This is a genomic window from Flavobacterium sp. (genome assembly GCF_003525665.1).
Lineage (GTDB): Bacteria > Bacteroidota > Bacteroidia > Flavobacteriales > Flavobacteriaceae > Flavobacterium.
Genome location: NZ_DQDX01000189.1, coordinates 1,649 through 2,991 on the forward strand (window position 1 = coordinate 1,649; position 1,343 = coordinate 2,991).

General features: G+C 31.9%; 3 protein-coding genes. All 3 read right to left on the minus strand.

Going from position 1 to position 1,343, the window contains the following annotated elements:
* Positions 1-38: 38 nt before the first annotated feature.
* A complete protein-coding gene (locus tag DIU01_RS13345) occupies positions 39-323 on the minus strand; it encodes a FeoB-associated Cys-rich membrane protein (protein WP_290835240.1) in 285 nt (94 codons plus the stop codon).
* Positions 313-894 (minus strand): DUF420 domain-containing protein, encoded by a 582-nt coding sequence (locus DIU01_RS13350; protein WP_290835242.1) that lies wholly within the window; start codon positions 892-894, stop codon positions 313-315. Before DIU01_RS13350 ends, DIU01_RS13345 begins: the two co-directional genes overlap by 11 nt.
* Before the next feature lies 1 nt (position 895).
* A partial coding sequence (locus tag DIU01_RS13355) for an SCO family protein (protein ID WP_290835244.1) occupies positions 896-1,343 on the minus strand: 448 nt, incomplete at its 5' end.

The following is a 1,343-nucleotide window of genomic DNA, read 5'->3' on the forward strand; positions in this document are numbered from 1 at the left end:
TTTCAGATGGCAGATTTCAGATAGCAGATTTCAGATTTTTAAGCAACTTTCTTTTTACGATACATTCTGTAAACTACGAATCCAACGATTCCAACTAAAACGTAGGGAATTCCCATAAGATAGACGATTCCGTCGTTTACAGCTTCGGCTTTTACGGTGTTTCCTTCACTTTCCAACGCTGCACGACACATGGCACATTGAGCGTTTGCAGAAAGAGAAAAGAATATAGAAACAAGAATAAAGACAAATCCTTTTACTGAAAACAGTTGTCTTTTCTCTTCTCTATTTTCTATTTTCTTTGTTCTATTTTCTTTAGTTTGCATAATAAGGTGCTATCATTAAATAAACTACAACTCCAGTGATAGCAACATACAACCAAATTGGAAAAGTGATTCTTGCTAATTTTTTATGTCTATCAAAATCTCTTGATAATGCTCGAACGTAAGTAAACAATACCATCGGAATTATTATTATTGACAAGATAATGTGTGTGATTAGAATTAAAAAATAAACCAAACGCATCGAACCAACAGCTGCCAATTCTGTTGCATCGACAATTCCGTTATGGTCTAGATCTCCGAATTTTGTTGAATCGGCCGACATGTGATAGGCAACATACATCACTAAAAATATAACAGAACAACCAATGGCTGTTGTCATTATATTTTCATGTAGTTTTCTTTTTCCATTTTTTATTGCAATAACTGCAGCAATTAGCAAAATAGCTGTCAAACCATTTATTGACGCATAAATTGGTGGTAAAAATGATAATGGTTCAACGATTATTCCAAAATCTTTAAGCTTTACATTGAATAAAATTGCTACAACAATTGGAATTAATATTGAAACAAATATGATAGGTTTATTGAACTTTTTTTCTAATGAATTTTCCATTTTATTCTTCTAATAATAATTTAATATCTTGTTTGATAGCGTTTACACCATCTTTTTCTAATCCGTCATAATACATAATTGGATTACCTTGCGCGTCTTTTCTGCATCTAATAATTCCATTTTTATCGACTAATGCAAAAAGTCCCGAATGCTCAAAACCGCCGGCAACTTTTTCATTTTGTCCAGCATAAATATTAAATCCTTTGTTAGAAAGATCCATTATGTAGGCTTTATCTCCAGTTAGAAAATGCCAATTTACAGAAGTTATTCCGAGTTGTTTGGCATGCGCTTTTAAAACTTCTGGTGTATCGTTTTCTGGATTTATGGAAATTGATGCAATTCCGAAATTTGGATTCCCAAAAAAATCATTTTGAATACCAATCAGATTTTTATTCATAATTGGGCAAATTGACGGACAAGTAGAAAAGAAAAATTCTAAAACATATACT

Excerpts from the sequence above, each read along its gene's own strand:
- DIU01_RS13350 (WP_290835242.1), bottom strand. The coding sequence starts at position 894 with ATGGAAAATTCATTAGAAAAAAAGTTCAATAAACCTATCATATTTGTT.
- DIU01_RS13345 (WP_290835240.1), bottom strand. The coding sequence starts at position 323 with ATGCAAACTAAAGAAAATAGAACAAAGAAAATAGAAAATAGAGAAGAG.